This window comes from Leclercia sp. UBA5076 (assembly GCF_002416465.1).
Taxonomy (GTDB): Bacteria; Pseudomonadota; Gammaproteobacteria; order Enterobacterales; family Enterobacteriaceae; genus Enterobacter.
Genome location: NZ_DIAO01000014.1, coordinates 11,482 through 38,271 on the forward strand (window position 1 = coordinate 11,482; position 26,790 = coordinate 38,271).

The 26,790-nt window shown below is 55.1% G+C and carries 24 protein-coding genes and 1 tRNA gene; 19 read left to right on the forward strand and 6 right to left on the reverse strand.

Going from position 1 to position 26,790, the window contains the following annotated elements:
* Positions 1 to 6 precede the first annotated feature (6 nt).
* On the reverse strand, positions 7 to 2,451 hold the full coding sequence (gene fadE / locus B3X29_RS13435) for an acyl-CoA dehydrogenase FadE (protein ID WP_156653949.1): 2,445 nt from the start codon (positions 2,449 to 2,451) through the stop codon (positions 7 to 9).
* Between the two features lie 238 nt (positions 2,452 to 2,689).
* Here fadE and lpcA point away from each other — a divergent pair, with 238 nt between their 5' ends.
* Positions 2,690 to 3,268, forward strand: coding sequence for a D-sedoheptulose 7-phosphate isomerase (gene lpcA / locus B3X29_RS13440; protein WP_103178373.1), 579 nt, complete (start codon positions 2,690 to 2,692; stop codon positions 3,266 to 3,268).
* Positions 3,269 to 3,314: 46 nt separating this feature from the next.
* Entirely contained in the window at positions 3,315 to 4,082 is a 768-nt protein-coding gene (locus tag B3X29_RS13445; protein ID WP_103178374.1) for a class II glutamine amidotransferase, read from the forward strand.
* Here B3X29_RS13445 and dpaA read toward each other — a convergent pair.
* The gene (dpaA, locus tag B3X29_RS13450; protein ID WP_103178375.1) at positions 4,053 to 4,793 is read right to left on the reverse strand and encodes a peptidoglycan meso-diaminopimelic acid protein amidase; all 741 of its coding nucleotides are present in this window, start codon (positions 4,791 to 4,793) and stop codon (positions 4,053 to 4,055) included. The genes B3X29_RS13445 and dpaA overlap by 30 nt on opposite strands.
* A 424-nt stretch (positions 4,794 to 5,217) precedes the next feature.
* Here dpaA and B3X29_RS13455 point away from each other — a divergent pair, with 424 nt between their 5' ends.
* The 7 genes from B3X29_RS13455 to nqrM are packed head-to-tail and all read left to right on the forward strand — an operon-like array spanning position 5,218 to position 11,274.
* Complete coding sequence (locus B3X29_RS13455; RefSeq protein WP_159339673.1) at positions 5,218 to 6,561, forward strand: Na(+)-translocating NADH-quinone reductase subunit A; 1,344 nt, start codon at positions 5,218 to 5,220, stop codon at positions 6,559 to 6,561.
* 3 nt (positions 6,562 to 6,564) lie between these two features.
* Positions 6,565 to 7,803 carry an NADH:ubiquinone reductase (Na(+)-transporting) subunit B gene (locus B3X29_RS13460; RefSeq protein WP_156653952.1) on the forward strand — a complete coding sequence of 413 codons (1,239 nt, stop codon included), beginning with the start codon at positions 6,565 to 6,567 and terminating at the stop codon, positions 7,801 to 7,803.
* Positions 7,796 to 8,590 (forward strand): Na(+)-translocating NADH-quinone reductase subunit C, encoded by a 795-nt coding sequence (locus B3X29_RS13465; RefSeq protein ID WP_159339674.1) that lies wholly within the window; start codon positions 7,796 to 7,798, stop codon positions 8,588 to 8,590. Before B3X29_RS13460 ends, B3X29_RS13465 begins: the two co-directional genes overlap by 8 nt.
* The gene (locus tag B3X29_RS13470; RefSeq protein WP_103178379.1) at positions 8,583 to 9,221 is read left to right on the forward strand and encodes an NADH:ubiquinone reductase (Na(+)-transporting) subunit D; all 639 of its coding nucleotides are present in this window, start codon (positions 8,583 to 8,585) and stop codon (positions 9,219 to 9,221) included. The genes B3X29_RS13465 and B3X29_RS13470 overlap by 8 nt, the downstream gene beginning before the upstream one ends.
* A 6-nt stretch (positions 9,222 to 9,227) precedes the next feature.
* Complete coding sequence (gene nqrE, locus B3X29_RS13475; RefSeq protein ID WP_103178380.1) at positions 9,228 to 9,824, forward strand: NADH:ubiquinone reductase (Na(+)-transporting) subunit E; 597 nt, start codon at positions 9,228 to 9,230, stop codon at positions 9,822 to 9,824.
* An 11-nt stretch (positions 9,825 to 9,835) separates the two neighbouring features.
* Positions 9,836 to 11,059, forward strand: a complete 1,224-nt coding sequence (gene nqrF / locus B3X29_RS13480) for an NADH:ubiquinone reductase (Na(+)-transporting) subunit F (protein ID WP_103178381.1) — start codon at positions 9,836 to 9,838, stop codon at positions 11,057 to 11,059.
* A complete protein-coding gene (gene nqrM / locus B3X29_RS13485; RefSeq protein WP_168192001.1) occupies positions 11,059 to 11,274 on the forward strand; it encodes a (Na+)-NQR maturation NqrM in 216 nt (71 codons plus the stop codon). Before nqrF ends, nqrM begins: the two co-directional genes overlap by 1 nt.
* Before the next feature lie 32 nt (positions 11,275 to 11,306).
* On the opposite strand, the gene B3X29_RS13490 is transcribed toward nqrM, so the two are convergent.
* Positions 11,307 to 12,152 carry a glycerophosphodiester phosphodiesterase family protein gene (locus B3X29_RS13490; protein WP_159339675.1) on the reverse strand — a complete coding sequence of 282 codons (846 nt, stop codon included), beginning with the start codon at positions 12,150 to 12,152 and terminating at the stop codon, positions 11,307 to 11,309.
* A gap of 159 nt (positions 12,153 to 12,311) precedes the next feature.
* On the opposite strand from B3X29_RS13490, the gene dinB reads away from it, so the two are divergent.
* Positions 12,312 to 13,370, forward strand: a complete 1,059-nt coding sequence (gene dinB / locus B3X29_RS13495) for a DNA polymerase IV (RefSeq protein WP_114315831.1) — start codon at positions 12,312 to 12,314, stop codon at positions 13,368 to 13,370.
* Between the two features lie 139 nt (positions 13,371 to 13,509).
* Here the strand turns inward: dinB and pepD are convergent, their stop codons facing one another.
* A complete protein-coding gene (pepD, locus tag B3X29_RS13500; RefSeq protein ID WP_159339676.1) occupies positions 13,510 to 14,967 on the reverse strand; it encodes a cytosol nonspecific dipeptidase in 1,458 nt (485 codons plus the stop codon).
* Positions 14,968 to 15,227: 260 nt separating this feature from the next.
* Here pepD and gpt point away from each other — a divergent pair, with 260 nt between their 5' ends.
* From gpt to crl, 3 genes are all read left to right on the forward strand, one after another.
* Positions 15,228 to 15,686, forward strand: a complete 459-nt coding sequence (gpt, locus tag B3X29_RS13505) for a xanthine phosphoribosyltransferase (protein ID WP_032616685.1) — start codon at positions 15,228 to 15,230, stop codon at positions 15,684 to 15,686.
* 97 nt (positions 15,687 to 15,783) lie between these two features.
* On the forward strand, positions 15,784 to 17,028 hold the full coding sequence (gene frsA, locus B3X29_RS13510) for an esterase FrsA (protein ID WP_290554656.1): 1,245 nt from the start codon (positions 15,784 to 15,786) through the stop codon (positions 17,026 to 17,028).
* A 57-nt stretch (positions 17,029 to 17,085) separates the two neighbouring features.
* Positions 17,086 to 17,487: a sigma factor-binding protein Crl gene (gene crl / locus B3X29_RS13515; RefSeq protein ID WP_103178387.1), complete on the forward strand. Its 402-nt coding sequence runs from the start codon at positions 17,086 to 17,088 to the stop codon at positions 17,485 to 17,487.
* 62 nt (positions 17,488 to 17,549) lie between these two features.
* Here crl and phoE read toward each other — a convergent pair whose 3' ends face one another.
* On the reverse strand, positions 17,550 to 18,602 hold the full coding sequence (gene phoE, locus B3X29_RS13520; protein ID WP_156653956.1) for a phosphoporin PhoE: 1,053 nt from the start codon (positions 18,600 to 18,602) through the stop codon (positions 17,550 to 17,552).
* Positions 18,603 to 18,904: 302 nt separating this feature from the next.
* On the opposite strand from phoE, the gene proB reads away from it, so the two are divergent.
* Both proB and proA read left to right on the forward strand, forming a co-directional pair.
* Entirely contained in the window at positions 18,905 to 20,008 is a 1,104-nt protein-coding gene (gene proB / locus B3X29_RS13525) for a glutamate 5-kinase (protein ID WP_103178389.1), read from the forward strand.
* Positions 20,009 to 20,018: 10 nt separating this feature from the next.
* Positions 20,019 to 21,272: a glutamate-5-semialdehyde dehydrogenase gene (gene proA, locus B3X29_RS13530; RefSeq protein ID WP_159339678.1), complete on the forward strand. Its 1,254-nt coding sequence runs from the start codon at positions 20,019 to 20,021 to the stop codon at positions 21,270 to 21,272.
* Positions 21,273 to 21,290: 18 nt separating this feature from the next.
* Here the strand turns inward: proA and B3X29_RS13535 are convergent, their stop codons facing one another.
* Positions 21,291 to 23,939 carry a bifunctional diguanylate cyclase/phosphodiesterase gene (locus B3X29_RS13535; RefSeq protein ID WP_290554660.1) on the reverse strand — a complete coding sequence of 883 codons (2,649 nt, stop codon included), beginning with the start codon at positions 23,937 to 23,939 and terminating at the stop codon, positions 21,291 to 21,293.
* Positions 23,940 to 24,234: 295 nt separating this feature from the next.
* On the opposite strand from B3X29_RS13535, the gene B3X29_RS13540 reads away from it, so the two are divergent.
* The 4 genes from B3X29_RS13540 (at position 24,235) to B3X29_RS13555 (ending at position 26,721) form a co-directional block, all read left to right on the forward strand.
* A tRNA-Thr gene (locus B3X29_RS13540) sits at positions 24,235 to 24,310 on the forward strand.
* A 166-nt stretch (positions 24,311 to 24,476) separates the two neighbouring features.
* Positions 24,477 to 25,691 carry a tyrosine-type recombinase/integrase gene (locus tag B3X29_RS13545; protein WP_290554661.1) on the forward strand — a complete coding sequence of 405 codons (1,215 nt, stop codon included), beginning with the start codon at positions 24,477 to 24,479 and terminating at the stop codon, positions 25,689 to 25,691.
* A gap of 68 nt (positions 25,692 to 25,759) precedes the next feature.
* Positions 25,760 to 26,356: a hypothetical protein gene (locus B3X29_RS13550; protein WP_045142012.1), complete on the forward strand. Its 597-nt coding sequence runs from the start codon at positions 25,760 to 25,762 to the stop codon at positions 26,354 to 26,356.
* A 167-nt stretch (positions 26,357 to 26,523) separates the two neighbouring features.
* On the forward strand, positions 26,524 to 26,721 hold the full coding sequence (locus B3X29_RS13555; RefSeq protein ID WP_032441478.1) for a helix-turn-helix transcriptional regulator: 198 nt from the start codon (positions 26,524 to 26,526) through the stop codon (positions 26,719 to 26,721).
* The last annotated feature ends 69 nt before the right edge of the window (positions 26,722 to 26,790 follow it).

The window sequence follows — 26,790 nt, forward strand, 5'->3', positions numbered from 1 at the left end:
AATGGCTTACGCAGCTTCAGGTTTACGCACGATCTCTTTCAGCTTTACCGGCTGTGTCGCCAGCTCTTCAGCGTCAAAATCATCAACGTTAATACTGCGCAGACGGCTCTCTTCGGCTTTAATCAGCAGGTCCGCTTCATCTTTGGTGATGATGCCGCCCGCCAGCGCCTCTTTAGCCAGCTCGTTCAGGCGGGTGAAGGGCAGGTTTTTACCCAGTTGCTTGCAGATCTTCTGGTGAATCGGGTCGGCCGCCATCACATCCAGCAGCGCCTCTTCCAGCAGACCGACCGGGTTATGCTCGCTTGGGGTCAGATACTGACCGCGGCCAATACGGGAGCGGGTTGCGCTCGGTACCTGCAGGATCTTCGCCACTTTATGATCCAGCTTATCGGACGGGGCCAGATAGTGACGACCGGTCGGGAAGATCACCACGCGCAGGGCGCCTGCCACAAAGCGGTTCGGGAAGTTGGCCAGCAGATCGTCGATGGCTTGTTCCGCCTGATACAGCGCATCCTGCACGCCCCAGTGGACCAGCGGCAGGTCCGCTTCATGACGGCCTTCATCGTCATAGCGTTTCAGTACCGCCGAGGCGAGGAAGATCTGGCTCAGCACATCACCCAGTCGGGCGGAGATGCGTTCCCGGCGTTTCAGGCTACCGCCCAGCACCGCCATTGACACGTCAGAGAGCAGCGCAAGGTTGGCACTCAGACGGTTCAGATGCTGGTAGTAACGACGGGTCGCGTCGCCGGTTGGCGTGGCGCTGGTCAGGCCGCGGGTCAGGCCCAGCCACAGGCTGCGCATTTTATTGCTACCGACATGGCCGATATGTTTAAACAGCAGTTTATCGAAGGCATCCACGTCGTTGTTCTGCGCGGCGGCCATCTCTTCCAGCACGTATGGATGGCAGCGGATTGCCCCCTGACCGAAGATCATCATGCTGCGGGTCAGAATATTCGCCCCTTCAACGGTGATGGCAATCGGTGCGCCCTGATAGCCACGTGCCAGGAAGTTACCTTCACCCAGCATAATGCCTTTACCGCCGGCAATATCCATCGCATCAATGATCGACTGCTGGGCACGGTGGGTACAGTGGTACTTCACGATGGCGGACAGCACGGCCGGTTTTTCACCCAGCATGATGCCATAGGTAATTAAGGAAGCGGCGGCATCCATCACATAGGCGTTACCTGCGATACGGGCCAGCGGCTCCTCAATCCCTTCCATCTTACCGATAGAGATTTTGAACTGACGGCGGATGTGGGCGTAAGCGCCAATCCCCATTGCCACCGATTTCAGACCGCCGGTTGAGTTCGACGGCAGGGTAATACCACGGCCAACAGACAGACACTCAACCAGCATACGCCAGCCCTGACCGGCCATTTTCGGGCCGCCGATGATGTAATCGATCGGCACAAAGATATCCTGACCGCGGGTCGGACCGTTCTGGAACGGTACGTTCAGCGGGAAGTGGCGACGACCAATCTCCACGCCAGGTGTGGTGGTCGGGATCAGCGCGCAGGTGATACCCAGATCCTCTTCGCCGCCTAACAGCTTGTCCGGGTCGGAGAGTTTAAAGGCCAGACCGAGCACGGTGGCGATAGGTGCCAGCGTAATGTAGCGTTTGTTCCAGGTCAGACGCATACCCAGAACTTGCTCACCCTGCCAATCGCCCATGCAGACCACACCCGTATCGGGGATAGCGCCCGCATCGGAACCCGCTTCCGGGCTGGTGAGTGCGAAGCAAGGGATTTCCAGACCACGGGCCAGGCGCGGCAGGTAGTGATTTTTTTGCTCTTCAGTACCGTAATGTTGCAGCAGTTCGCCTGGGCCTAATGAGTTAGGTACACCGACGGTGATCGCCAGGATCCCGGAGACGCCGGACAGTTTTTGCAGCACCCGAGCCTGGGCATACGCAGAGAACTCCAGCCCGCCGTACTCTTTCTTGATGATCATCGCGAAGAAGCGATGCTCTTTTAAAAATGCCCACAGCTCCGGCGGCAGATCGGCCATCTCATGGGTGATCTGGAAGTCGTTCGCCATCCGGCAGGCTTCTTCAACCGGACCGTCAATAAACGCCTGCTCTTCAGCAGTCAGGCGCGGCTGCGGATAGTTATGCAGCTTTTTCCAGTCAGGGTTGCCCTGGAACAGCTCGCCTTCCCACCAGGTGGTGCCCGCGTCGATCGCCTCTTTTTCGGTACGCGACATCGGCGGCATCACCTTACGGAAACCACGGAAGACCGGGGCAGAAATCAGGGATTTACGCATCGAGCGCACGTTGAACGGCACCAGGATAATTGCCAGCGGAACCAGCACCCAGATGTTCCAGATGCCGGTCACGCCAAGGGCAGCGGTCCAGGCCAGTAAGATAAGACTGCTCAGCATTAAGCTGACCCGGTGATAGAACAACACCCCGAGCAGAACAACGGTTAACAGAATACTTAAAATCATCATAAAGAATTGCTCCCTGTCTTGTAGGAGGTCTGACCACTTGTGATGATATGGTTGTAGTGGATGTTATTTCTTTTAGCAATGCATTCACAAAATAATTACAACCTGGTTCACATTGTTCAGGTTTTACCCGGCACAAAAACGCAAAACGCCCGACGATTCCCATGGCTTTAGCTTCTCGCTTTTACCGCTATCCGGTAAACTTGCTCTGTTATTTCATCAATACTGAAGGATTATCCTCATGTACCAGGATCTTATTCGTAACGAACTGAACGAAGCGGCGGAAACGCTGGCCAACTTTCTGAAAGATGAAGCCAATATCCACGCTATTCAGCGCGCGGCGGTCCTGCTGGCCGACAGCTTTAAAGCGGGCGGTAAAGTGCTCTCCTGCGGCAATGGTGGTTCACATTGTGATGCCATGCACTTTGCCGAAGAGCTGACGGGGCGTTATCGTGAAAACCGTCCGGGCTACCCGGCGATCGCGATCTCTGACGTCAGCCACATCTCCTGCGTGAGCAACGACTTTGGTTACGATTATGTCTTCTCCCGCTATGTTGAAGCGGTAGGGCGTGAAGGGGATGTCCTGCTGGGGATCTCCACCTCCGGCAACTCCGGCAACGTCATCAAAGCCATTGAAGCGGCTCGTGAGAAGGGGATGAAAGTTATCACCCTTACTGGCAAAGATGGCGGCAAAATGGCAGGCACCGCAGATATCGAAATTCGTGTGCCTCACTTCGGTTACGCTGACCGTATTCAGGAAATTCATATCAAAGTGATCCACATCCTGATCCAGCTGATTGAAAAAGAGATGGTTAAGTAAGACTTCGCTGGGGGGTGAGTGCCCCCCGCTGTTGTGGAGGTGAGATATGTGCGAACTGCTCGGGATGAGCGCCAATGTGCCAACCGATATCTGCTTTAGTTTCACCGGACTGGTGCAGCGCGGTGGAGGAACCGGGCCGCATAAAGACGGCTGGGGTATCACCTTCTACGAAGGAAAAGGCTGTCGCACGTTCAAGGACCCACAACCCAGCTTCAACTCCCCCATTGCCAAACTGGTGCAGGACTATCCGATTAAATCCTGCTCGGTGGTGGCGCATATTCGCCAGGCCAACCGCGGTGAAGTGGCGCTGGAAAATACCCATCCGTTTACCCGTGAGCTGTGGGGCCGTAACTGGACCTACGCGCATAACGGGCAACTTACGGGCTATAAGTCGCTGGAGACCGGTAATTTTCGCCCGGTTGGTGAAACCGACAGCGAAAAGGCCTTTTGCTGGCTGCTGCATAAGCTGACCGAGCGCTATCCGCGCACGCCGGGCAACATGACCGCGGTCTTTAAATACGTGGCCTCGCTGGCGACGGAGCTGCGGGAGAAAGGGGTCTTTAATATGCTGCTGTCGGACGGGCGGTATGTGATGGCGTTCTGCTCGACGAACCTGTTCTGGATCACCCGGCGGGCGCCGTTCGGCGTGGCAAAACTGCTGGATCAGGATGTGGAAATCGATTTTCAGACCGAAACCACACCCAACGATGTGGTCACGGTGATCGCCACTCAGCCGCTGACGGGCAATGAAGCCTGGCAAAGAATCATGCCAGGCGAGTGGATCTTATTTTGTCTGGGGGAGCGCGTAGTTTGACGCCAGCTGTGGCTGGACGACTTCGTGGCTCAGCGGCTTGCTGACCACATAACGTCCATCCACCACCGAAACGGTCGGCGGCTTGTGCGTCTGCTGGAAGTAGTCATAACCCGGCTTCAGCTGTTTCCAGAAATCGGCGTAGTATGAGCTCTTGTGACGCTGCATATTGGCATCGGTCATGCGGAACGGATAGATGCTGACCTGCACCGCAGACTGGCCAAAGACCAACGCGCCAGTTACAAACTGGAAGATCTCATCAATACCGCTGTCGGTCATGGCGTAGCAACCCACTGACACACAGGCACCATGAATCATCAGATATTTACCGTCATAGCCGTGCGCACGGTCAAAGGCATTGGGGAAACCAATGTTGATCGCTTTATAGAAGCGACTGTCAGGTTTTAGCTGGTTACGCTGAACGCTGTAGAACCCCTCCGGGCTTTTGAAATCGCCCTGACGCTGTTTCGGGCCAAGGCCACCGGAGTAGTTGCAGATTTTATAGCTGTCGAGCAGCTGATACGTCTCACCCATCTTCACGAACAGGTCTAACGTGCGCTCTTCCTTATAGATCTGGATATAGACCGGAGAGCCCATCAACTGCTGTTTGTATTCTTTGCTAATCGGCGTTGTTGAGCTGTTGCTGCTGAGCAGCCCGGCAAACGAAACGCACGGAATAAGAAGCATCGCAATGAACAATGCGATTTTACGCATACTACATGTTCCTTGATAAAACCTAACCAACTTGCCAGGACGGCAAAAGAGACCCGAAATCAGATTAATCTGCATTAGGAGCGCTCACATTAGCACCACTGCATTTTTTCGCAAGCGTCAGCGCGTCGGTTTACAAAATAGTTCTCCTTATAACCTGGATTGGCCGTGCTGGCATTGAGAACTTTGCGTAATCGGTCGCATTTTAGCACCCGCCGCTGCGTTATCGCTGCCGCCTGATTGGCAGAAATGGTACACTCCCCGCGTCTTACGACCGAAGGTGAAGAAAGGATGCTTTTCTCAGGGTCAGCCACGATCCTGCATGTAACATGAGTGAGCGTTCACTGCCTTTCTTCTCCTGTGAAACGACTTCTGACTCGTCCGGCTATCTGGCCGGAACGATTTTTCATGGATAACAACTAACACTATGATTAGAATCAGAAAAGGACTTGATTTGCCGATTTCTGGCATTCCCGATCAGCAGATTTCGCCCTGTCCGATGCCTCGCCATGTTGCGCTTCTGGGGGACGATTACGTGGGCATGCGCCCCACGATGCTGGTACAGGAAGGCGACAGCGTCATCAAGGGGCAGCCGCTATTCGAGGATAAAAAAAATCCTGGGGTCTTCTTTACCGCACCCGCCAGCGGGACGGTAGTCGCTATTCATCGTGGCGAACGCCGGGTACTACAGTCGGTGGTGATCCGCATCGAAGGTGAGGGTGAGCGCGAGTTTACCCGTCACGATGCGACGGCGCTCGCCACCCTTACCCGTGAGGCTGTGCAATCCCAACTGCTGGAGTCGGGACTGTGGACGGCATTTCGTACCCGCCCCTTCAGCAAAACCCCGGTGCCCGGCACCGTCCCGGCAGCCATTTTTGTCACCGCCATGGACACCAACCCGCTCTGCGCCGACCCGCAGCCGCTCATTCTGGCGCAGCGTCAGGCATTTGATGCCGGGCTAACCCTGCTCACGCGTCTGACGGAGGGCAAAGTGCATGTCTGCCAGGCAAGCGGCGGCAAACTGGGCGGACACCCGCAGGGGCAAGTCACCTTTAATACCTTCGCCGGGCCGCATCCGGCAGGGCTTGTGGGTACGCACATCCATTTCCTGGAGGCGGTGAGCCTGACCAAACAGGTCTGGCATCTGAACTATCAGGACGTTATCGCTATCGGCAAGCTGTTCACTACCGGCCAGCTTTGCACCGAGCGGGTTATCGCCCTGGGCGGCCCGCAGATGCGCCATCCGCGCCTGGTACGCACCTGCCTTGGCGCAGACATCAACGAGCTGCTGGTGGACGAAACCCTGGAAGGTGAAAACCGTCATATTTCGGGTTCTGTACTGAGCGGCAGACATGCCGTCGGGGTGCAGGCGTACCTCGGGCGCTTCCATTTGCAGGTCAGCGTGGTGAAGGAAGGGCGTGAGAAAGAGCTCTTTGGCTGGGTGATGCCGGGCAAAGAGAAGTTCTCTATCACCCGTACGACGCTGGGCCATTTCCTGCGCAACAAGCTGTTCAACTTCTCCACCGATACCAACGGCGGCGAGCGGGCGATGGTGCCTATCGGCAACTACGAACGGGTGATGCCGCTCGACATCCTGCCGACCGTGCTGCTGCGCGATCTGCTGGCGGGTGATACTGACGGTGCTCAGGCGCTGGGCTGTCTGGAGCTGGATGAAGAAGATCTGGCGCTCTGCACCTACGTTTGCCCCGGCAAATATGAATACGGACCGGTGTTGCGCGAGGTGTTAACCCGCATTGAGCAGGAAGGATAACTGATGGGCCTGAAACATCTCATTGAAAAACTGGAGCCGCATTTTACTCACGGCGGCAAGCTGGAAAAGTACTACCCGCTTTTTGAAGCGACCGCGACGCTCCTGTATACGCAAGGGCAGGTGACGAAAGGGGCCGCGCACGTGCGCGACGCCATCGATCTCAAACGTATGATGATCCTCGTCTGGTTCGCTGTGTTCCCGGCGATGTTCTGGGGCATGTACAACGTCGGTCTGCAAACCATCCCCGCGCTTAACCATCTGTACGATGCGCAGCAACTTCAGCAGGTTATCGCTGGCGACTGGCACTACCGGCTGGCGCAGACGCTGGGCGTGAGCTTTGCGCCTGATGCCGGCTGGATCAGCATGATGACGCTGGGGGCGGTCTACTTCCTGCCCATTTACATGACGGTCTTTCTGGTCGGCGGCTTCTGGGAAGTGCTGTTTGCCATCGTGCGTAAGCATGAAATCAACGAAGGCTTCTTTGTCACCTCCATTCTGTTTGCCCTGATTGTGCCACCGACGTTGCCACTGTGGCAGGCGGCGCTGGGGATCACCTTTGGTGTGGTGATGGCGAAGGAGATCTTCGGCGGTACCGGACGTAACTTCCTTAACCCGGCCCTCGCCGGGCGCGCGTTCCTGTTCTTTGCTTATCCGGCGCAAATCTCCGGCGATCTGGTCTGGACCGCCGCCGACGGGTTTTCCGGCGCAACGCCACTCTCCCAGTGGGCCGCTCGCGGCGGTGAGGCGCTGGTCAACAACGCCACCGGACAGCCGGTTAGCTGGTTCGATGCCTTTATCGGTACCATTCCTGGGTCAGTCGGCGAAGTTTCCACGCTGATGATCCTGATTGGCGGAGCCATCATTCTCTTTGGCCGTGTCGCCTCCTGGCGCATTGTGGCAGGCGTCATGCTTGGCATGATCCTCACCGCGACGCTGTTTAACCTGATCGGTTCGGCGACGAATCCGATGTTCGCCATGCCGTGGTACTGGCATCTGGTGCTGGGCGGGTTCGCCTTCGGCATGATGTTTATGGCGACAGATCCGGTTTCAGCATCCTTTACCAATAAAGGAAAATGGTATTACGGGGCGCTTATTGGTGCGATGTGCGTCCTTATCCGCGTGGTGAACCCGGCCTATCCGGAAGGGATGATGCTGGCGATCCTGTTCGCCAACCTGTTTGCGCCGCTGTTCGATTACCTGGTGGTGCGTGCCAACATCAAACGGAGGAAGGCGCGTGGCTGAGATTAGAAATAATGACACTATCGGCAAGACGCTGATGGTGGTGGTGGTGCTTTGCCTGGTCTGCTCCATTGTGGTAGCAGGATCTGCGGTGGGTCTTAAATCCCGTCAGCAGGAGCAACGCGCCCTGGATAAACAACGTAACATCCTGGCCGTCGCCGGGCTGATGAACGGCGAAATGAGGGCTGAGGATGTGGCGCAGACCTTTGCTTCACGCATCACGCCACGTCTGGTGGATCTCAATACTGGCGAGCTGCTGGAGACCGATCCATCCACTTACAATCAGGCCCAGGCGCTGAAAGATCCGCAGCGCAGCACGGTACTGGAGGCCAGTCAGGATCCGGCAGGCATCAAACGCCGCAGCAATACGGCGGAGATTTATCTGGTACGCGATGAACAAAACCGTGTCCAGGAGCTGGTTCTGCCGGTCTATGGCAATGGTCTGTGGTCGATGATGTATGCCTTCGTGGCGCTCAACACCGATGGACGCACCGTCAAGGGCATCACTTACTACGATCAGGGCGAAACCCCGGGGCTGGGCGGCGAAGTCGAAAACCCAGCCTGGCGGGCGCAGTTTGTCGGCAAAAAAGTGCTGGATGATAACGGCCAGCCGGCGCTTAAAGTGGTGAAAGGCGGGGCACGTCCGGGTGATGAGTACGCCATCGATGGCCTGTCGGGCGCCACGCTGACCTCAAACGGTGTGCAGCATAGCTTTGATTTCTGGATGGGCGAGATGGGTTTTGGTCCTTTTCTCAAAAAGGTACGTGAAGGAGAGCTGAACAATGGCTGATGTGGGCGAACTGAAAGAAGTTAAACGGGTGCTTATTGGGCCGCTCATCGCCAACAACCCGATTACCCTGCAGGTACTGGGCGTCTGTTCGGCGCTGGCGGTCACCACAAAACTGGAGACCGCCGTGGTGATGACCCTGGCGGTAACGCTGGTGACGGCGTTTTCCAGCTTGTTTATCTCAATGATCCGCCACCACATCCCGAACAGCGTGCGCATTATCGTGCAGATGGCGATCATCGCCTCGCTGGTCATTGTGGTGGATCAGCTGCTGCGGGCATTTGCCTACGAAATCTCAAAACAGCTGTCGGTCTTTGTTGGCCTGATCATCACCAACTGCATCGTGATGGGACGTGCAGAAGCCTATGCGATGAAAATGCCGCCGCTGGCCAGCTTTATGGACGGTATCGGCAACGGTCTTGGCTATGGCGTGATCCTGCTGACGGTCGGTTTCCTGCGCGAGCTTCTTGGCAGCGGCAAACTGTTTGGTATTCCTGTCCTTGAAACCGTACAAAACGGTGGCTGGTATCTGCCAAACGGCTTGTTCCTGCTGGCGCCCAGCGCGTTCTTCATTATCGGTTTGTTGATCTGGGCGGTGAGAACCTGGCGCCCTGAACAGCAGGAAAAGGAGTAACCGACAATGGCTCATTACATTAGCTTGTTTGTGCGCGCGGTGTTTGTCGAAAACATGGCGCTCGCGTTTTTCCTCGGGATGTGTACTTTCCTCGCGGTCTCCAAAAAGGTATCGACCGCCTTCGGGCTGGGCATTGCCGTCACGGTGGTGCTGGGGCTGTCAGTCCCGATCAACAACCTGGTATTTAACCTGGTGCTACGCGACAGCGCGCTGGTTGAGGGGATTGACCTGAGCTTCCTCAACTTTATCACCTTCATTGGGGTGATTGCGGCACTGGTTCAGATCCTCGAGATGATCCTCGATAAATACTTCCCGTCACTGTATACGGCGCTGGGCATCTTCCTGCCGCTGATTGCGGTGAACTGCGCCATCTTCGGTGGCGTATCGTTTATGGTTCAGCGTGATTACAACTTTACCGAGTCGATAGTGTACGGTTTCGGCTCTGGTATTGGCTGGATGCTGGCTATTGTGGCGTTGGCGGGTCTGCGTGAAAAAATGAAGTATGCCAACGTGCCGGCCGGTCTGCGCGGCTTAGGGATCACCTTTATCACCACTGGTCTGATGGCGCTGGGCTTTATGTCCTTCTCCGGTGTGCAGCTGTAAGGGCAAAATCTATGGAAATTATTCTTGGCGTAGTGATGTTCACGCTGATCGTGCTGGTGCTCTCGGGGCTGATTCTGGTGGCGCGCTCAAAGCTGGTCAATTCCGGCGATGTGATCATTGAGATAAACGATGAGGCAGATAAGCAGATCCTGACGCCTGCGGGCGACAAGTTGCTGAACACCCTCTCTGGCAATGGCATTTTTATCTCCTCTGCCTGCGGTGGCGGCGGTTCATGCGGACAATGCCGCGTGACCGTCAAAGAGGGCGGCGGCGATATTCTGCCAACGGAACTGTCGCACATCAGCAAGCGCGAAGCGAAAGAGGGCTGTCGTCTGGCTTGCCAGGTGGCGGTTCGCCAGAACATGAAGATCGAACTGCCGGAGGAGATCTTCGGCATTAAGAAGTGGCAGTGTGAAGTTATCTCCAATGATAACAAAGCCACCTTCATTAAAGAGCTGAAGCTGCGGGTTCCCGACGGGGAAGACGTGCCGTTCCGTGCGGGCGGATACATTCAGATTGAATGCCCGGAACATACTGTCGCGTATAAAGATTTTGATGTGCCTGAGAAGTACCGCGGTGACTGGGATAAATTCAACCTGTTCCGTTTTGTCTCTGAGGTAAAAGAGCCGACGCTGCGCGCCTATTCAATGGCTAACTACCCGGAAGAGAAGGGCATTATCATGCTCAACGTGCGTATTGCCACGCCGCCACCAAACGTGCCGGACGCACCGCCGGGGATCATGTCTTCTTATATCTGGTCGCTGAAAGCGGGAGATAAAGTTACTATCTCCGGTCCATTTGGTGAGTTCTTTGCTAAAGATACCGACGCCGAAATGGTCTTTATCGGCGGGGGCGCCGGCATGGCGCCGATGCGCTCGCACATTTTTGACCAGCTTAAGCGCCTCGGCAGTAAGCGTAAAATCAGCTTCTGGTATGGTGCCCGTTCGCTGCGCGAAATGTTCTATCAGGATGAGTTTGAACAGCTTGCGCGGGACAACCCGAACTTTACCTTCCACATTGCGCTTTCCGATCCGCAGCCGGAAGACAACTGGACCGGCTATACCGGCTTTATTCATAACGTCCTGTATGAAAACTATCTGAAGCACCATGCCGCGCCGGAAGACTGTGAGTTCTATATGTGTGGTCCGCCGATGATGAACGCCGCAGTCATTAAAATGCTGCAGGATCTGGGCGTGGAAGATGAGAACATCATGCTGGATGATTTTGGAGGCTGATGATGATGACCTTCGTGCTGACCTTTGCCGTTTTTGTGCTGGTGATCTTCGGCATGTCCCTCGGCTGGCTGATTAAGCGCAAAAGCATTCAGGGCAGCTGTGGTGGCATCTCTTCCCTGGGGATGGAGAAAGTTTGCGATTGCCCTGAGCCGTGCGATGCGCGTAAAAAGCGTATGGCGCGTGAGGCGCAGCGCCAGCAAAACCGGATCCTCTGAAATAAACAGGCCGCATCAAGCGGCCTGTTTTTTTACTTAAGCCACTCCCGCGCCTGGGCTGGGGAATCGACCATCACCCCATCGGCCCCCAGCGCTTTTGCTTTCTGGTAATCCTCCGCGGAATTTACCCCCAGCAGGATAATGTGACCATTACCCTGCGAGCGGAAACAGTCCATCGCCTCTTTGTCCCATGTCAGGGTTGCCGGAGAGATCCCCTCGCCCAGGGTAAACTTCTCCACCACCTCGACCTTGCGGTTCAGCTCCAGCCCGTACCAGTATGCGTCCATTGTCTTTGCTGGTGCCTGGCACACGTGGTTCAGCGAGATATTTGCCAGCCGGGTACGCGTTTCACTGCGGGTGACAAAACGCGGTATTTCTGCGGGCAGCGCATCCAGATAGCGATCTTCGGTAGAGTACACGCGCACGCGGTTCAGGCTGTTGGTCTCTTTCAGCACGGTCAGCAGCTGCTTGCCCATCCCGACTGCATCAGCATCCGGGGATTTGATATCAATATAGAAGCGGGTCTCAGGCCAGCGTTCAAGCACGGCTTTCAGCGTTGGAATAGTGGCGCCGGTAACGCTCTCTTTCCATTTCGCACCTGCGTTAAATGTCGCCAGCTCTGCCTGGGTGTACTGGGACACTTTTCCCTGAGCGGGGGTTAACGCACTCAAATCGCTGGGACGATACAGAACGGGAACGCCGTCACGGCTGAGCTGCACGGTTATCCAGATAGCCTGAGCATGATTTTCCAGCGCCAGGGCAATGGCAGGCAGCGTATTCTCCGGCGCATCGGCGGTTCCGCCGCGGTGAGCAATAATTTGCGGGTCAGCCCAGGCGTTTGAGGCGATCAGCAGTGAAGCGATAATCATCTTTTTCATGAATAAATTTCCATTTCAAATGCATTAACTTGATGAATTTAAAGTGTTTATTGGCTCTATCTTGTACCACGGTTTAATGACAGAAGTGAGACAGTAAAACTGCTGACGCATTTTTTGTACTTTGTTATACTGGATGTAATTACAGGTGTGGTGAAGACGATGCGCAAAATCATCCATGTCGATATGGACTGTTTTTTTGCTGCGGTGGAGATGCGGGATAACCCGGCGCTGCGGGATATCCCCATTGCCATTGGCGGCAGTCGCGAGCGGCGTGGCGTGATCAGTACCGCTAACTATCCGGCGCGTAAGTTTGGCGTGCGCAGCGCCATGCCAACCGCTATGGCGTTAAAACTCTGCCCACACCTCACCTTATTACCGGGACGCTTCGATGCCTACAAAGAAGCCTCCAGCCATATCCGCGACATCTTTTCCCGCTACACCTCCCTGATTGAACCGCTGTCGCTGGATGAAGCCTATCTGGATGTCACCGACAGCCTGCACTGTCACGGCTCCGCCACGCTGATGGCGCAGGAGATCCGCCAGACGATTTTCAATGAACTGCAGCTCACCGCCTCGGCGGGCGTCGCCCCGGTAAAATTTCTTGCCAAAATTGCCTCGGATCTCAATAAGCCCAACGGTCAGTACGTGATTACCCCTGACGAGGTCCCGGCATTTATCAAAACGTTGCCGCTCAGCAAGATCCCCGGCGTGGGTAAAGTCTCTGCGGCAAAGTTGGAGAAGATGGGACTGCGCACCTGCGAGGATGTGCAGAACAGCGATCTGGGCATGTTACTTAAGCGCTTTGGTAAGTTTGGCCGGGTGCTCTGGGAGCGAAGCCAGGGCATTGACGAGCGCAACGTTAACAGCGAGCGGCTGCGTAAATCGGTCGGTGTGGAACGGACCCTGGCTGAGGATATCCACGAGTGGGCAGCCTGTGAAACCATTATTGTCGAACAGCTTTATCCGGAACTGGAACGGCGGCTGGCGAAGGTCAAACCGGATCTGCTGATTGCCCGGCAGGGGGTAAAACTGAAGTTCAACGACTTTCAGCAAACTACGCAGGAGCACGTCTGGCCTCGGCTCAACAAGGACGATCTGATCGCCACCGCAAAGAAAACCTGGGAAGAGCGTCGGGCAGGGCGCGGGGTGCGGCTGGTGGGATTACATGTCACGCTGCTGGATCCGCAGCTTGAGCGGCAGCTGGTGCTGGGGCTGTAAAAAAGCCCGGTGGCGCTCACGCTTACCGGGCCTACAAACTACTGCCCGGTGGCGCTTTGCTTACCGGGCCTACAAATGACAAACGATGTTGACCTTGTAGGCCCGGCAAACGCAGTGCCGCGGGGCAACAGTCGGCTGATTACTTCGCCGGGATCGCTTTCAGCAGTTCCGTCAGCAGGGTCCAGTAATGGCCCACGCTTTCAATATGAACCTGCTCATCCGGCGAGTGCGGACCGGTAATGGTTGGCCCGATAGACACCATATCCATATCCGGGTACGGTTTTTTGAACAGACCGCACTCCAGACCAGCGTGGATCACCTGAATGTTCGGCGTGCTGTTGAACAGACGCTGATAGGTTTCACGCACCAGCGCCATCACCGGCGAGCTCGCATCTGGCTGCCAGCCCGGGTAGCTGCCCTTGGCGACGGTCTGCGCGCCAGAGAGTTTGCCCAGAGATTCCAGCATGCTCACCACGTAATCTTTCCCGCTGTCGATCAGGGAGCGGATCAGGCAGATGATCTCTGCGCTGTCGTCAGCCATGGTCACCACGCCGACGTTCAGAGAGGTTTCCACCACGCCTTTCGCCACGTCAGAGTTGCGGATCACGCCGTTTGGCGTGGCGTTCAGCAGCTGAACAAAGCGGTCGCGGGACTGTTCAGTCAGCGCCGCTTTATCGCTGGTGCTCGCTTCCAGAACCACGGTCAGGTTCTTCTCTTTGGCGTCCAGTTCGTTTTTCAGGATATCCAGATAAACGGAGGAGAGCTTTTTCAGCGCATCGGCTTTGTCTGCGGCAACCGCCACGGTCGCGAACGCTTCACGCGGGATAGCGTTACGCAGCGTACCGCCATTGAAATCCACCAGACGCAGATCCAGCTCGGCAGCATGACCGGCCAGGAAACGGGCCAGCAGTTTGTTGGCGTTGCCTAACCCTAAGTGAATGTCACCGCCGGAGTGGCCGCCTTTCAGACCTTTCAGCGTCAGCTTAAAGGTCTGGAACCCTGCCGGGATCGCTTCACGGGTCAGTGGCAGCGTGGAGATAAAATCGATACCGCCGGCGCAACCCATATAGATTTCGCCTTCCTCTTCGGAGTCGGTATTGATCAGAATATCCGACTGCAGCCAGTTCGGTTGCAGACCAAACGCGCCATCCATACCGGCTTCTTCGGTCATGGTCAGCAGCACTTCCAGCGGACCATGCTCAACGCTATCGTCGGCCAGCACCGCCAGCGCAGAGGCCATACCGATGCCGTTATCCGCACCCAGGGTGGTGCCGCGGGCTTTAACCCACTCGCCGTCGATGTACGGCTGAATCGGATCTTTGGTGAAGTCGTGAACGGTGTCGTTGTTCTTCTGTGGCACCATGTCCAGGTGCGCCTGCAGCACAACCGGTTTACGGTTTTCCATGCCTGCGGTGGCGGGTTTACGGATCAGAATGTTGCCAACCTGGTCGCGTTCGGCGTGCAGCCCTTTTTCCTTCGCCCAGCCCATGATGTGTTCGGCAAGCTGTTCTTCGTGATAGGACGGGTGAGGAATGGAGCAAATTTTGGCAAAAATATCCCACAGCGGCTGTGGCGATAGTTGAGACAGTTCAGACACAGTAAGTCTCCTTGTCGATCTCCTGCAGACAATCTTGCAGGTCACGGGGTTAGCAGGTTTAGAGTTACCACAAGTCAGACTTGCGAGGTGGGTTTGAGAATACCACTTTCTCTGTCGGCTGGTAGGGGTAAGCAAGTAAAAACTCCCGCTGTAACCGCTTAGCACTGGTTTTTAGTGCTTCAGATCTCTATAATCTCGCGCAACCATTTTCCCCCTCGAACACTTTTTAAGCCGTATAAACACAGGCTGGGACAATTCACATGAGCGAAAAATACATCGTCACCTGGGACATGTTGCAGATTCATGCACGTAAACTGGCTGCGCGCCTGATGCCATCCGAACAGTGGAAAGGCATCATCGCTGTCAGCCGCGGCGGCCTGGTACCAGGGGCACTGCTGGCACGTGAGCTGGGTATTCGTCATGTCGATACCGTGTGCATCTCCAGCTACGACCATGACAACCAGCGTGAGCTGAAAGTGCTGAAACGCGCTGAAGGCGATGGTGAAGGTTTCATCGTGATTGACGATCTGGTTGATACCGGCGGTACGGCAGTGGCTATCCGCGAAATGTATCCAAAAGCGCATTTCGTCACTATCTTCGCGAAACCGGCCGGCAAGCCGCTGGTTGACGATTATGTCATTGATATCCCACAGGATACCTGGATCGAGCAGCCATGGGATATGGGTGTTGTATTCGTCCCACCTATTTCTGGTCGCTAATCCATATTTTTTAACGCCCGGTGATGCCGGGCGTTATTTTTTCGCCACTGGCGCGTTACAATGACCCTCTCTGACGTATCTATAGAGGCAGCGCGCAATGTCCCAGGCGAATCTCAGCGAAATTCTCTTCAAGCCCAAGTTCAAGCACCCGGAAACGTCGACGCTGGTTCGTCGTTTTAACGGCAGTACACAGCCGTCAGTGCAGTCCGCGCTCGATGGCAAAAATATCCCGCACTGGTATCGCATGGTTAACCGCCTGATGTGGATCTGGCGTGGTATCGATCCCCGCGAAATTCTCGACGTGCAGGCGCGTATTGTCATGAGCCAGGCCGAGCGCACCGACGGTGAACTGTACGACACGGTGGTGGGCTATCGCGGCGGCAACTGGATCTATGAATGGGCAAAACAGGCGATGATCTGGCAGCAGAAGGCCAGCCAGGAGGAGGATCCTCTGTTAAGCGGCCAGCACTGGCTGCACGCCTCTAACCTCTACAGCATTGCGGCTTACCCGCACCTGAAAGGCGACGAGCTGGCAGAGCAGGCCCAGGCGCTGGCAAACCGCGCCTACCAGGAGGCGGCCCAGCACCTGCCTGGCCGGATGCGCGAAATCAGCTTTACCATCCCCGGTGGCCCGGCGGTCACCGGCTTCCTCCATATGCCCGCGGGCGACGGCCCCTTCCCGACGGTGATGATGTGCGGCGGCCTCGACTCCCTGCAGACCGATTACTACAGCCTGTATGAGCGCTACCTGGCGCCGAAAGGGCTGGCGATGCTGACCCTCGACATGCCCTCTATTGGCTTTTCGTCAAAATGGAAACTGACCCAGGATTCCAGCTTGCTCCACCAGCATGCGCTGAGAGCGCTGGAGCAAAACCCGTGGGTGGATCACACCCGCGTAGCGGCGTTTGGTTTCCGCTTTGGCGCCAATGTCGCTGTCCGTCTGGCTTATCTCGAATCTTCGCGTCTGAAGGCGGTGGCCTGTCTGGGGCCGGTGGTTCACGCCCTGTTAAGCGAACCTGCCCGCCAGAGCAGCGTGCCGGAAATGTACCTTGATGTGCTGGCCAGCCGGCTGGGTATGCACGATGCCTCGGACGAGGCGCTGCGCGTAGAGCTCAACCGCTACTCTTTGAAAATGCAGGGGCTGCTGGGGCGTCGTTGCCCTACGCCAATGCTCTCTGGTTTCTGGAAAAACGATCCCTTCAGCCCGGAAGAGGAGTCCCGCTTAATCACCTCGTCATCTGTGGATGGCAAGCTGCTGGAGGTGCCGTTCAGCCCGGTGTATGAAAATTTTGACAAAGCACTGCAGCAGATCACGCGCTGGATCCATCAGAGATTGAGTTAAGAGATTGCTAATTTTTTTGGGTTTGGTAAAACAGTGGCTTCACAAAAGGAGATCGCAATGACGTTACCGAGTGGACATCCGAAAAGTAGGATGATCAAGAAGTTTATGGCTCTTGGCCCCTACATCCGCGAAGAGCAGTGCGAAGAGAATCGCTTCTTTTTCGATTGCCTGGCAGTTTGCGTTAACGTAAAGCCAGCGCCGGAGAAGCGCGAATTCTGGGGATGGTGGATGGAAATGGAAGCAGAAGCGTCACGCTTCACCTACAACTATCAGTTTGGCCTGTTCAATAAAGAGGGTCACTGGCAGGAGATGGCCATTAAGGATCCCGAAGTGATCCAGCGCCTTGAGCATACCTTGCGTGAATTCCACGAAAAAGCCCGTACGCTGCTGGCAACGTTCGATCTGAAACTCGAGCCTGCTGATGATTTCACCAATGAACCGGTGAAGCTGACAGCATAAGCCCGGCATCAAAAAAACAATAAAAAAACCCGGCGCTTAGCCGGGTTTTTTATCGGCATAAATCAGAACTGGTAGGTCATACCCAGCGCAACGATGTCATCGCTGCTCACACCCAGTTTATTGTTGTCATCAATCTGGTTGATTTTATAATCAACAAACGCGGACATATTTTTGTTGAAATAGTAGGTCGCGCCGACGTCGATATATTTCACGATATCTTCATCACCGATGCCTTCAATATCCTTGCCTTTTGACTGGACATAACCCAGGGATGGACGCAGACCAAAGTCAAACTGATATTGCGCAACGGCTTCGAAGTTTTGCGCCTTATTGGCAAAGCCACCGGAGATTGGCGTCATATTACGCGTTTCGGTGTACATGGTTGCCAGATAAATGTTGTTGGCGTCATATTTCAGGCCGGTACCCCAGGCTTCGGCTTTTTTACCTTCGCCGCGCGCCAGCAGGTTCTGGGCATTGGTTCGGTCAGAGTTGGTGTAGGCGCCGCTGATGGCGAAGTCGCTGCCGCCGAAATCATAGGTCAGAGCGGTACCAAAGCCGTCGCCGTTCTGTTTTTTAGCTTCGCGGCCTTCGTTTTTACCCTGATATTGCAGCGTCAGATCCAGGCCATCGATGGCGCCGAAGAAGTCACTATTACGGTAAGTTGCCAGGCCGCTGGAGCGCTTGGTCATGAAGTTGTCGGTCTGCGCAGAAGAGTCACCGCCGAATTCCGGGAACATATCGGTCCAGGCTTCAACGTCATACAGCGCACCGAGGTTACGACCGTAATCGAATGAGCCGAAATCCTTCAGCTTAATACCGGCAAAGGCCAGACGGGTTTTCTGTGAAGAGTCGCTTTCAGCTTTATTGCCGGAGAACTCAGCTTCCCAGCGGCCATAACCGGTGAGCTGATCGTTAATCTGGGTTTCGCCCTTAAAGCCGAAACGCACATAAGTCTGGTCACCATCTTTGGCATCATCATCGCTGATATAACGCATCGCTTTCACTTTTCCGTAAACGTCCAGTTTATTGCCGTTTTTATTAAACACTTCGGCTGCCTGTACAGATGCGGAAGCAACAACGCCCATTACCACTAATGCCAGAGTACTCTTTTTCATTTTCAATCCTGGTTTTATATACGCGCTAATATTCGCTGAACAGTAAGCTCATGCTTTTGTTCCGTGAAAAAACAGGAAGGGTTTTAACGTTCTGTAATGAACGTTTTATGACAATCTCAGAATAATTTTAAATAATTGTATTTTTCTGTTTCAGTAATAAAACCGTCAAATTCTGCCGCTACGCTTCCTGATCCCGCGCAACAAAGTGGTTGCCTCTGCGTTATGGCGGTTGGCAACGGACCCCAGTCCTGATAAAAAGTCTGATTAATATCATTTCCCTTATTGTTGAACGGCAGAGAACTATGAGTGACAGCCAGACGCTGGTGGTAAAACTCGGTACCAGTGTGTTAACAGGCGGATCGCGCCGCCTTAATCGCGCCCATATTGTTGAGCTGGTGCGCCAGTGCGCGCAGTTGCACGCCGCAGGGCACCGTATTGTGATTGTCACCTCCGGGGCGATTGCTGCCGGGCGTGAACACCTGGGCTACCCCGAACTTCCGGCCACTATTGCCTCCAAGCAGCTGCTGGCGGCGGTGGGGCAAAGCCGTCTGATTCAGCTCTGGGAACAGCTGTTCTCCATCTATGGCATCCATGTCGGACAGATGCTGTTGACCCGCGCCGATATGGAAGACCGGGAGCGTTTTCTGAACGCCCGCGACACCCTGCGCGCGCTGCTGGATAACAACATCGTTCCGGTCATTAACGAAAACGACGCGGTCGCCACCGCAGAAATCAAAGTCGGCGATAACGATAACCTTTCGGCGCTGGCCGCCATTCTGGCGGGCGCAGACAAGCTGCTGCTGCTGACCGACCAGCAAGGTCTCTTCACCGCCGATCCGCGTACCAACCCGCAGGCTGAACTTATCACCGATGTAAAAGGTATCGACGATGCGTTGCGCGCCATCGCGGGCGATAGCGTCTCTGGCCTCGGCACCGGCGGCATGGGGACCAAACTGCAGGCCGCCGATGTGGCCTGCCGCGCCGGGATCGACACCATCATCGCCGCGGGCAGCCGTCCGGGGGTTATCGGCGATGTCATGGAAGGCATCTCGGTGGGCACTCGTTTCCATGCCGAAGCGACCCCGCTGGAAAATCGCAAACGCTGGATCTTCGGCGCGCCACCCGCCGGACAGCTCACCGTGGATGAGGGCGCCACCGCCGCTATTCTGGAAAGAGGCAGTTCATTGCTTCCAAAAGGAATTAAAAGCGTGACAGGTAACTTCTCCCGTGGTGAAGTGATTCGTATCTGTAATCTGGAAGGGCGCGACATTGCCCACGGCGTCTCCCGCTACAACAGCGATGCGCTGCGCCGCATTGCAGGCCACCATTCACAGCAGATCGATGCCATTCTCGGCTATGAGTACGGCCCGGTTGCTGTCCATCGCGACGATATGATCACCCGTTAAGGAGCAGGACATGCTGGAACAAATGGGCGCCGCTGCCAAAGCCGCCTCGTACAAACTGGCGCTCCTTTCCAGCCGCGAGAAAAACCGCGTGCTGGAAAAAATCGCTGACTATCTGGAAGCCCAGTCCCACGAGATTTTGCTCGCTAACGAGCAGGATCTGCTGGAAGCCCGCCGCAACGGTCTGAGCGAGGCGATGCTCGATCGCCTGGCATTAAACCCCGCGCGTCTGAAAAGCATTGCTGACGATGTGCGTCAGGTATGCAGTCTGGCCGATCCGGTAGGGCAGGTGATTGACGGCGGACTGCTGGACAGCGGCCTGCGCATCGAACGTCGCCGCGTGCCGCTGGGGGTGATTGGCGTGATCTACGAAGCCCGCCCGAACGTCACCGTTGATGTCGCCTCGCTGTGCCTGAAAACCGGCAATGCCGCCATCCTGCGCGGTGGAAAAGAGACCTGGCGCACCAACGCCGCCACGGTAAAGGTGATCCAGCAGGCGCTGGAAGAGTGCGGCCTGCCAGCTGGTGCGGTACAGGCGATTGAAAGCCCGGATCGTGCCCTGGTCAACGAGATGCTGCGCATGGACAAATATATCGACATGCTGATCCCACGCGGTGGCGCAGGCTTACATAAGCTGTGCCGCGAGCAGTCGACGATCCCGGTGATCACCGGTGGTATCGGCGTGTGCCATATTTTTGTAGATGACACTGCCGAGCTCGAACCGGCCCTGAAGATCATCGTCAACGCCAAAACCCAGCGCCCAAGCACCTGTAACACGGTGGAGACGCTGCTGGTACACCAGGGCATCGCCGAGACCTTCCTGCCGGCACTGAGCAAGCAGATGGCGGAAAGCGGCGTGACTCTGCATGCCGATGCCAACGCGCTGATGCAGCTGCAGAACGGCCCGGCGAAGGTTGAGCCGGTGAAAGCGGAGCAGTACGACGACGAGTTTCTGTCGCTGGATCTGAACGTGAAGGTGGTGGCCGATCTCGACGATGCTATCGCGCACATTCGTGAACACGGCACCCAGCATTCAGATGCGATCCTCACCCGCACCCTGAGCAATGCCGGTCGCTTTATCAACGAGGTGGACTCATCTGCGGTTTACGTCAACGCCTCCACCCGCTTCACCGACGGCGGCCAGTTTGGTCTGGGCGCAGAAGTGGCGGTCAGCACCCAGAAGCTGCATGCCCGCGGCCCGATGGGTCTTGAAGCGCTCACCACCTACAAATGGATTGGCTTCGGCGACGATACCATTCGCGCCTGATTGCCTGCGTGGGCAGCCTCAGCGGTTGCCCGCGCTCGCTCTGGTGTTGAGACCTGCCCGATTCTGCGCCGCCAGGTCCAGCACGGCGATTTGCTGTTTTAGCGCTGTCAGGCTGAGTGGCCTGCTGATGTAATAGCCCTGGGTTTCATCGCACTCCATCATCATCAGTTTTTGCAGTTGTCCTTCGTTCTCTACGCCTTCAGCCGTAATACTCAGCGAGAACGCTTTACCCAGGCCGATAATATTTTCGACGATGGTATTGGCGCTGTCGCTCTCTGGCATACCGTCGATAAACGATTTATCCAGCTTGATGCCATCGAACGGGAAATTGCGCAGGTAGCTCAGGGAGGAGTAGCCGGTGCCGAAGTCGTCCATCAGCAGCTTCACGCCCAGTTTCTTGAGCGCCAGCATGATTTCGAGACTGTTTTCAGGATTCCACAGGGTGGCGTTTTCGGTGATTTCAATCTCCAGCCGGGATGGATCTAACTGCGATATCTCTAGCGCCTCTTTGATGCGCTCCACGACCTGCCAGGACTGGAACTCGACGGCAGAGATATTCACCGACACGGAGAGGCCGTGCAGCGACTGCTGCGCGTCCCGACAGGCGGTTTTCAGCACCCAGTCGCTCAGCGGAACGATCAGCCCGGTCTCTTCGGCCAGGGAGATAAACTGATCCGGCATGATCAGGCCGAGCTCAGGGTGATCCCAGCGAACCAGCGCCTCCACGGCGATAATGCGCGAGGAGTCATGACCATAGCGCGGCTGATAGACCAGATGGAACTGCTCTTTTTTAATCCCGTCGCGCAGGCTCTCTTCCATCTCGCGACGCTGCACCATCTGTTCAGCCATTTCAGGCGTATAAAATACCCACTTGTTACGGCCGGTGCTTTTGGCTTTGTACAAGGCGATGTCTGAGAAGCGCAGGAGCTCGCTCGCGTCGACCCCATCATGCGGTGCGATAGCCACGCCGATACTGGCACCGATTACGATCTCATTCCCGTTGATCAGGAAGGGGCGCGTAAGTTCGGCAATGATACGTTCGCACAGGGTATCAACGTACTTCCTGTCATGAATGTCGGAGATAATCAGGATAAATTCGTCCCCGCCCTGGCGCGCCACCAGATCGTAATCGCGGATACAGTCTCGTAGCCTGGTCGAAACTTCATGCAGTACGCTATCGCCGGCACTGTGACCAAACAGATCGTTGACCGGTTTGAACTTATCGAGATCGAGGCTGAGCATCGCCAGCGGATGCATCTGCGTAGGCTGCGCCCGCAGCTTGCCCTCAAGGAACTCGCGCATCCGCACCCGGTTGGGCAGCCCGGTGAGATCGTCGTGCCGGGAGAGATACTCCACGCGCGCCTGGGCCTCCACTTCAAGAGTGACATCCGTGGCGGTGCCACGGTAGCCGGTGATCCCCTCCGGCGCGATAACCGGTTTAATCGCAATATGGCAGTAGCGCTGGTGGCCCATCGCCGAAAGATAACGGCAGTGCAGCAAGCGGCGATGACCCGTCTGGCCGGGAAGGGTGATCCACTCCGCCAGCGACTGGTTTTCGGCCTCCATCAGCTCGCTGAGCGGACGGCCAATCCAGGCCGATATGCTGTGCCCGGTGATCCCGGGAAAACGCTCCGAAAGCCAGGTAAAACGCAGCTCGGTGTCCGTCTCCCAGATCCAGTCCGTGGTCGCCTCGGCAACGTCACGAAAACGCCGTTCGCTGGCGGTGAGCGCCAGACGGTTCTGCGCCAGCAGCCAGGTATTTTCATCATACATGCGCGCCTTTTTCAGCGCGTTACGCCCCAGCATCACGCCGGGAATAGCGGTGCACAGCGCCAGCAGGATCAGCAGCGGCAGGATATAGCGCAGCAGCTCCCGACCCGGATTTTCGCTTTTCCATTCGAACGTAACCTGCTGACCATCAACGGGAAGGGTGGCTACCCCGCGTCGTCCTGCCAGCGTTGAGGTGCCCGTATGCTGCACGCGAGTCTGGGCGATACCATACTCTTCACCCAGCGCGGCGAGTTTACGCTCATCCAGCACGTCCACAAACACCAGCACCGAGGCTGGGCCGGGGGCAGCTGTAATGCTTGAGTCATCGCCCGTAGTGATGTTGGCTGCTGCTACCAGTGCCGGATGACCTCCCTTCAGTACCACCGTGTTAGATACGGGGACGGCGTCCGGTTTGCTTATTTTCTGAATCAGGTCGGGCATGGGATCGTCGCCCAGCCAGGCTTGCAGAGAGCGTGTCACCAGCTTGCCGTTGATGACGCTATAACGGGTCTGCCCGTTGACATCCAGCACGAAGACCCCTTCGTACTCAAAATCGCGCCAGAGGGTCGCGCCCATATTCTGGCGGGTATAGGCCCAGTCGATATCCACCTTCGGATGCAGGTGCTGGTAGGCTTCTCCCCACCAGGCATAGTCTTTAATGTGGGTCGCGAGGGTATCGACACGGTTATGAATGGCCTTTTGCAGCAGCATGGCGCTGTGCTTATCGCTGTCTTCATTGATATTTCGCACAATCGTCAGCAGCGCGATGATGGCGATAATAAACAGCACCATTAGCAGAGAGACCATCAGCAGCAGGGCGCGTTTGATAAAGCTGGCGGTTCTTTTTGGCTCAAGGTCCGTGCCAGCTATGTCATCGGTGACAAAAAATTTATTCATTATGTACCCACTCTCTCAGGCATTTCTGTGTTCCGATTAGAATTGTTATCGACCTGTTCTGGCGGGGCTTGATGCCAAAATGAAAACTGAAGATAGCCGATCCTGTTGGGAAATGGGGTAAGATGGCATCGCCGATGCAGGCAAATAACCACAAAATGTGAAGAAAGGCGAAAATAGCCCTTTTTTCTGCATGGTTTTTGCGCGAGTTGGTGTAAAAATCAACGACTAAAAGAGGAGGGGTTGACGAGGTGGGCTCTTTTTCTTACCCTTTTACACCGCAGTACCTCTCCTGAAAGCCGATATAGCTCAGTTGGTAGAGCAGCGCATTCGTAATGCGAAGGTCGTAGGTTCGACTCCTATTATCGGCACCATTCTAACGTTTCCCCAAGTCTACTAAAGTTCACTGAAACCCCTTATACTCTGCGCTTTACAGCCCCTTTTAGTATTTCTACGTCTACTAAAGTTCCCTGAAATCTAAGGTCGTTTGGGGGTACTTATGGGGGTATATGCTGTTCGGTCTAGAGGAGGTACCCCCAAGTGAAACTAAACGCCCGGCAGGTGGATGCCGCCAAACCTAAAGATAAGCCTTACAAGCTTGCTGATGGTGGTGGTTTGTATCTCCTGATTAAACCTAATGGCGGCAAATACTGGCGGCTCAAGTATCGTGTAGCCGGCAAAGAGAAGCTGTTAGCGCTTGGCGTGTATCCTGATGTCACATTGGCCGATGCTCGGGCAAAACGTGAAGAAGCCAAAAGGGGTATCGCTGGGGGTATCGATCCTATGGAAGCGAAACGGGAGGAGAAGATTGCCCGTGAAATTCAGTTAAACAACACCTTCAAAGATATTGCCCTTGAATGGCACAGCAGCAAACTAAAAAAATGGTCTGCTGGTTATGCTTCAGACATCCTCGAAGCCTTCAATAAAGATGTGTTCCCATACATTGGCAAAAAACCAATAGCCGAAATCAAACCGCTTGAACTGTTGAATGTGCTTCGGCGCATTGAGGGGCGCGGCGCTACCGAAAAGGCAAGAAAAGTTAGGCAGCGCTGTGGGGAAGTTTTCCGTTACGCAATAGTCACCGGTCGAGCTGAGTATAACCCCGCCCCGGATCTCACCAGCGCGATGCAAGGGCACGAGTCCAATCATTTTCCTTTCCTCACACCTAAAGAATTGCCTGATTTCTTCAATGCGTTGTCAGGATATTCAGGAAGCGAGTTAGTTGTTTTGGCTGCTCGTTTGCTGATTATCACCGGATTGCGTCCCGGCGAACTCCGTGGGGCATTTTGGGATGAAATCAATATCAGTAAGGCGGTCTGGGAAATACCCGCCTCACGCATGAAAATGCGTCGCCCTCATGTGGTGCCGTTGTCCAGGCAAGCTCTTACGCTTATTGGTCAGCTCCAAGAGCTAACAGGCAATTACCCGCTTGTGTTCCCAGGCCGAAACGATCCGCGAAAAACAATGAGTGAAGCCAGCATAAACCAAGTCTTCAAGCGGATTGGCTATAAGGGAAAAGTCACCGGGCACGGTTTCCGGCACACCATGAGTACCATCCTGCACGAACAGTGCTACAACACCGCGTGGATAGAAACGCAGTTGGCACACGTCGACAAAAACTCTATTCGAGGTACGTACAACCATGCGCAGTATCTGGATGGTCGCCGCGAAATGCTCCAGTGGTATGCCGACTATATGGAGGCGTTGGAAAAAGGCGAAAATGTAGTGCATGGAACGTTTGGGAAAAGCGCTTAACTGTATGTATAGACAGTGCTAATTGACAGTAGTAGACTTCTGTAGACTATCGTTAGCAGGAAGCTTTTATGCGAGAAAACATCCTCAACATGCCCCATCATCTTCGCCGACAACGTGTGGTCACTGCTGAGCAGGCTGCAATGGCTATGGCTGGCGTGTACAGTTGTTCACGCTTAGATGAGCTGAAAGCTAAATTCCCTCCTGAGATCTACAACATTGCTTCCAGTTACTTGAGGATAATTTTGAGTGCTGTAAACGCAGAAGAACTACATCCCAAGAGAACATGGTCTAGCTCACCTGGCGGAGATATCACTGGAGCTGATTTTTATTCCAATGATATTTGGCCTTGGGCTGTTAAAGAAATATCAGCTACAGATAGTTGGTTTGGATGTGATCCAGATAGCTCTAGCGAAAAGTACCAGCCTTTACGAAGCGGGTGGGGCGAGTTTGCTGGTAAAGATACAGCGTTAAAACTGATCGCTGGAATGGCTATTGCGCTTGAAAAATCAGGTGGTAAATATGTTCGCGGTAAAAATTTGAACAAATCCGAAGTTGCTAGGAGTGCTTCAAGAAGCATATTGGAACATGGCGATGGCATCGATGTGACAGATAAGGCATTGACTATGCTAATTAATGAAGCTCTGAACACATACGCTTCCAAATAGCTCGTAAGGATTTCCAAAAAGTCGATCTACAGGTTCTAAAACTTCTGACCGTACTTCTATTTCAGTGGAAGAGCTGCTTCCAACTGATTTACCGTGACTTCCACAACTACCCGCATGTTTTTGCTGAAATATACCTCGTAGACCACATTAGACTTCGAGAGGTATATATGTCCCATTCCCTTATCCGCTTACCTGAAGTTCAGCGCAGAACCGGCTATAGCAAGGCTTGGATCTATCGACTCATGGCTGAGCAACGTTTCCCCTCATCCATAAAGATTGGTTCTCGAGCAATTGCTTTCATTGAAAGCGAAATTGATGAATGGATTAGTGAGCGCATTGAATCGTCACGCAGCCAAACGAACTGAGATTCCGTGAGCAGAGATAATTTGCGAGAGTTTGCACTTCGGATCTCGCAGAATAAGTTTGTCGCGACA

Coding starts and splice junctions, on each gene's coding strand:
- fadE (WP_156653949.1), bottom strand. CDS start 2,451: ATGATGATTTTAAGTATTCTGTTAACCGTTGTTCTGCTCGGGGTGTTG.
- lpcA (WP_103178373.1), top strand. CDS start 2,690: ATGTACCAGGATCTTATTCGTAACGAACTGAACGAAGCGGCGGAAACG.
- B3X29_RS13445 (WP_103178374.1), top strand. CDS start 3,315: ATGTGCGAACTGCTCGGGATGAGCGCCAATGTGCCAACCGATATCTGC.
- dpaA (WP_103178375.1), bottom strand. CDS start 4,793: ATGCGTAAAATCGCATTGTTCATTGCGATGCTTCTTATTCCGTGCGTT.
- B3X29_RS13455 (WP_159339673.1), top strand. CDS start 5,218: ATGATTAGAATCAGAAAAGGACTTGATTTGCCGATTTCTGGCATTCCC.
- B3X29_RS13460 (WP_156653952.1), top strand. CDS start 6,565: ATGGGCCTGAAACATCTCATTGAAAAACTGGAGCCGCATTTTACTCAC.
- B3X29_RS13470 (WP_103178379.1), top strand. CDS start 8,583: ATGGCTGATGTGGGCGAACTGAAAGAAGTTAAACGGGTGCTTATTGGG.
- nqrE (WP_103178380.1), top strand. CDS start 9,228: ATGGCTCATTACATTAGCTTGTTTGTGCGCGCGGTGTTTGTCGAAAAC.
- nqrF (WP_103178381.1), top strand. CDS start 9,836: ATGGAAATTATTCTTGGCGTAGTGATGTTCACGCTGATCGTGCTGGTG.
- nqrM (WP_168192001.1), top strand. CDS start 11,059: ATGATGATGACCTTCGTGCTGACCTTTGCCGTTTTTGTGCTGGTGATC.
- B3X29_RS13490 (WP_159339675.1), bottom strand. CDS start 12,152: ATGAAAAAGATGATTATCGCTTCACTGCTGATCGCCTCAAACGCCTGG.
- dinB (WP_114315831.1), top strand. CDS start 12,312: ATGCGCAAAATCATCCATGTCGATATGGACTGTTTTTTTGCTGCGGTG.
- gpt (WP_032616685.1), top strand. CDS start 15,228: ATGAGCGAAAAATACATCGTCACCTGGGACATGTTGCAGATTCATGCA.
- frsA (WP_290554656.1), top strand. CDS start 15,784: ATGTCCCAGGCGAATCTCAGCGAAATTCTCTTCAAGCCCAAGTTCAAG.
- crl (WP_103178387.1), top strand. CDS start 17,086: ATGACGTTACCGAGTGGACATCCGAAAAGTAGGATGATCAAGAAGTTT.
- phoE (WP_156653956.1), bottom strand. CDS start 18,602: ATGAAAAAGAGTACTCTGGCATTAGTGGTAATGGGCGTTGTTGCTTCC.
- proB (WP_103178389.1), top strand. CDS start 18,905: ATGAGTGACAGCCAGACGCTGGTGGTAAAACTCGGTACCAGTGTGTTA.
- proA (WP_159339678.1), top strand. CDS start 20,019: ATGCTGGAACAAATGGGCGCCGCTGCCAAAGCCGCCTCGTACAAACTG.
- B3X29_RS13535 (WP_290554660.1), bottom strand. CDS start 23,939: ATGAATAAATTTTTTGTCACCGATGACATAGCTGGCACGGACCTTGAG.
- B3X29_RS13550 (WP_045142012.1), top strand. CDS start 25,760: ATGCGAGAAAACATCCTCAACATGCCCCATCATCTTCGCCGACAACGT.
- B3X29_RS13555 (WP_032441478.1), top strand. CDS start 26,524: ATGTCCCATTCCCTTATCCGCTTACCTGAAGTTCAGCGCAGAACCGGC.